At 35.5% G+C, this 3,907-nt stretch carries 4 protein-coding genes and 2 pseudogenes; 5 read left to right on the top strand and 1 reads right to left on the bottom strand.

Annotated features, from left to right (window positions below):
- A pseudogene (locus WMO14_RS12835) lies at positions 1-154 on the bottom strand (IS5/IS1182 family transposase); the annotation flags it as partial.
- On the opposite strand from WMO14_RS12835, the pseudogene WMO14_RS12830 reads away from it, so the two are divergent.
- From WMO14_RS12830 to WMO14_RS12810, 5 genes and pseudogenes are all read left to right on the top strand, one after another.
- Positions 83-685, top strand: a pseudogene (locus WMO14_RS12830) (DUF5688 family protein). The pseudogenes WMO14_RS12835 and WMO14_RS12830 sit on opposite strands and share 72 nt — an antisense overlap.
- Positions 686-1,031: 346 nt before the next feature.
- Positions 1,032-1,427, top strand: coding sequence for a hypothetical protein (locus tag WMO14_RS12825; RefSeq protein ID WP_242854085.1), 396 nt, complete (start codon positions 1,032-1,034; stop codon positions 1,425-1,427).
- A 2-nt stretch (positions 1,428-1,429) separates the two neighbouring features.
- Positions 1,430-2,383 carry an alpha/beta hydrolase gene (locus WMO14_RS12820; protein ID WP_055306193.1) on the top strand — a complete coding sequence of 318 codons (954 nt, stop codon included), beginning with the start codon at positions 1,430-1,432 and terminating at the stop codon, positions 2,381-2,383.
- Positions 2,367-2,954: an RluA family pseudouridine synthase gene (locus WMO14_RS12815; protein WP_055306192.1), complete on the top strand. Its 588-nt coding sequence runs from the start codon at positions 2,367-2,369 to the stop codon at positions 2,952-2,954. Before WMO14_RS12820 ends, WMO14_RS12815 begins: the two co-directional genes overlap by 17 nt.
- Before the next feature lie 133 nt (positions 2,955-3,087).
- Positions 3,088-3,907 (top strand): transposase (locus tag WMO14_RS12810; RefSeq protein ID WP_349153945.1); only part of this gene is annotated, 820 nt, incomplete at its 3' end.

The following is a 3,907-nucleotide window of genomic DNA, read 5'->3' as shown; positions in this document are numbered from 1 at the left end:
CCATGTTTTCTATCTTTCCAATATCATTCTTGTATTTCCTTGTTTTTGATATCTCATAATTAGCCGGCTTTATGAATACTATCTGATTATTAGCTTCAAGAAACAGATAGTTTTCCTCGCTCTCATAACCAGCATCTGCAGTTATGTTCTTATAATTGTTAATACACAGGCAAATAAAAAATTATTCAGTAATGCTCCACACTTCCCTATTACAGATGATTTGTCGGTAATGTATTACTTACAGATTGAACGTGGTGCTCCTGCAACTATTACTAATCAGATGTTAGACATATGGGGAATAGATAAAAATGATGCCGTAAATAAATTGTGGGATTATGCTTATAAGAATACTATGGAACAAAATACACCAGAATTTTTTAATATAGCAGAAAAGTTATACCCTTATATGGATAAAGATGATTTTGATACAAGCCTTTATGTGCTATCTAATAAAGACAGAACATTCGGGGTATCTTTATTGCTTTACGATAACACAGACATTTTAAAGGATTGTTTAAATAAGGTGAAGGATTAAACTGGTAATAATTGTAAAGGGCTATATGTTTTACCAAGCAGCATACACGAACTTATATTAGTTCCTGATAATGGTGATATGAATAAAAATTATATGATGCAGATGGTGCGTGAAGTTAATTCAACAGAAGTCAGACCAGATGAAATATAATGGTAAGAAATAATTGACGTTTAGCACTATGTGAGTTAGCATAGTGGTAGACAATTACTTCTTTGTATCACGCAAATCTAATTTCCGAAATTCTTCATAAAAAAGGAAATATAATTTTTCAAAAAGAAGCAAGGTGAAAAGAAGAAAATGAATTTATTTAATGCAAAACTGTGGAAAAGAAAGTGAAAAAATAAATTCCATTTTGGGGGCTAAAAAATGGAAAAATAGTTTTCCCTGATACAAAAGCCTGTTTAGAACATATATCAATTAAGAACCTTAAATATATCGTCCTGTTTTGGATATTGTAAAACTATGAGTGATTTATATGACAGAAAGAAGGTTAAATATGATAATTGAAAAGGAATATTTTGATTCAGAAGAAGTCAGGAAAGCGAATGCCATGAATGATAAGACGATGGCACCACTAAGAAGAATACGTCTTGCGACAACGGACAGTAACAAATATTATGCCAAAGCCGTATTTGTAGCCAATAAAGAAAATATAATTACCGGTGAGCTTCTTTACAGACCAGATTTTCAGGAGTCAGAAGAGGAAGTGGCATTCAGTGAGGTTGTTGTTAAGCAGACAGCAGATGTGGAAGAATATTTCAAGAATCTTATAAGGTTTGAAGGCTATAAAGTGATTCCGGAAGAATATGAAGAGAGTGATATGCTTATGCATTATGATGAGCTGAGCATACAGGCTAATAAGCTTTTGTTTCTTGAGAGCAGGGGGGAGTAGATATGACAGATACGCAGAATGAGGTGTTTAAGTCACCAGTAAACAAGATAAGGCTGTTTGAGCATGGGGCTCCGGGTTCGCAGAACCTTAAGCTTACAAGAAAATATTACACTGAAGATATGCCTGATGGAAGAGTAAAGCATATAGTGCAGAACATTACAGATCCGGATATTGTTCCTTATATACCTGATGGTATTGGTAACAGTACAGACAGACAAAGGATTCCGGCAGTATTGATTATTCCAGGAGGTGCGTTCAGACGCCTTGTATACAACTTTGAAGGTGAAGATGTTGCAAAGTGGCTTAATAGTATGGGAATAGCTGCATTTGTTCTTGAATGCAGACTTCCATCAGATGAACATGATAATGCAGAGGATGTCCCACTTATAGATGCTATGCGCGCAATGAGAGTTATAAGAGGAAGGGCACAGGAATTCGGTATAGATGAAGCTAAGATAGGCGTTATGGGCTTTTCAGCAGGAGGCTTTATGGCAGCGTTATTATCAACAGCGTATGAAAGTGATGTGTATGCGGATTATAAGTATAAGGATGAATATGATAAACTATCAGCAAGACCAGATTTTGCTGTTTGTTCATATCCGGTTATAAGTATTGACGATTGTATTGAAGCAGGCAAAAGATATATGTCTGAGGAACAGGTGCTTGAGAGAATCAGTGACAGTAAGGCAAAGATACTGCATAAGTATAATCCGGATAAGCTTGTAAGACCGGATATGCCGCCAGTATTTATATGTGAAACGGATGATGACAGAACAACATTGTCTGAGAACAGTGTGGGCTTTTATATGGCAGCAAGAAAAGCCGGTGTAAGTGCTGAACTTCATATATTCAGAACAGGTGGCCATGGTTATGGCTGTGGTGATGATTTTGCACAGACTGGTGAGTGGAAAGTACTTTTTACAAAGTGGATTAAGAGTATTGGAATTATTAGTTGAGATGGATCTTGTAAGTGAAGTTCTTACATATAGAAAAAGCAAGGGTGAAGAAGCTTACGCAGCTATAATAAACAGACTTGACCGTCCTGTATCAGGGCTTGTGCTTATGGCTAAGAATAAAAAGGAAGCAGCAAGATTGTCTTTACTTATTCAAAAAGGAACACTATGTAAACATTACCAGGTGCTTGTATGTGGAAAACCAGATTCTGATGAGGGCGAACTTGTGGATAATCTTATAAAAGATGCAAAGAATAATGAATCATCGGTAGTTTCAAAAGGAACGGCGGGTTCTAAGGAAGCAATACTTAAGTACAGGCTTCTTTCTTATGATGAAGAAGCAGACATATCAAGGCTGGATATTCATCTTATAACAGGCAGACATCATCAGATACGTGTCCAGCTTGCTTCAAGAAACATGCCGGTTGCTGGTGATGGAAAGTATGGTGGAAATATGGCAGTCCAGGTAGCTGAAAGGATAAAAGGCATACGTATTAAGCGTGGCTGCATAGCGTTATGTGCGGTTAGTCTTAAGGTTGATGGCAAGTTATACGAAGTGAAACCAGGATTTTAGATATAGGTATAAGATGGGGCTGTCGCACTAAGAAATTAGTGCGGTGCCCCTTCTTTTATGTTAAGGCGGTATATAACCTAAAAAAATAAATCCCAGGCTTCGAAAAACCTGGGATTTATGGTAAAATATTAGTATGCTATTACATAATAAATTACAAAAAGATTATACGTTAAATCAGAGTGGATATCAACTAAAACTTCCACTCAAATTAGAAACAATTATTCCTAAGAATGATTCTGTGCGGTTACTCAGTCAGTTTGTAGAGGAGATGGATTTGACTGATCTATATTCTACTTATGATAGAATAAATTCTTTATCGCCAAGAACACTTTTGAAGATTGTTTTATACTCTTACATGAATGGCGATTATTCATTCCGTTCTATGGAATTAAACTGCAAAAGAGATATCAATTTCATGTTTCTTTTAGAAGGGCATTCTGCACCTGACCATGCAACACTTGCACGATTCAGAAGCATTCATTTTGCCCCTTGTTCTAAGCGTATTCTCGCAGAAGTTTCAAATATCCTTTTTGATTTAGGTGAAATATCTGGTGAAACTATCTTTATTGATGGTACCAAGATTGAGGCAAATGCCAATAAATATACTTTCGTGTGGAAAAAAGCCTTTACAAAAAATCAGGCAAAACTGTTAATTAAGTTAGCTGATTTTGTAGCTGAATGTGAACAACTCTATGACATAAAAATAGTTTATGGAAATGTAATAAAAATCAAACATTTAAAGAGACTACGCAAGAAGCTGTATGCTCTTAAAGATGCTGAACATAACTTAAAATTCAAATATAAGAACATAACTGCAGATGCTGGTTATGAGAGCGAGGAAAACTATCTGTTTCTTGAAGCTAATAATCAGATAGCATTCATAAAGCCGGCTAATTATGAGATATCAAAAACAAGGAAATACAAGAATGATATTGGAAAGATAGAAAACATGG

Source organism: Lachnospira rogosae (ex Hitch et al. 2025) (assembly GCF_040096455.1).
Lineage (GTDB): Bacteria > Bacillota > Clostridia > Lachnospirales > Lachnospiraceae > Lachnospira > Lachnospira rogosae.
The sequence above is the reverse complement of the archived record's forward strand: the minus strand, read 5'-3'. Positions and strand labels throughout refer to the sequence as shown.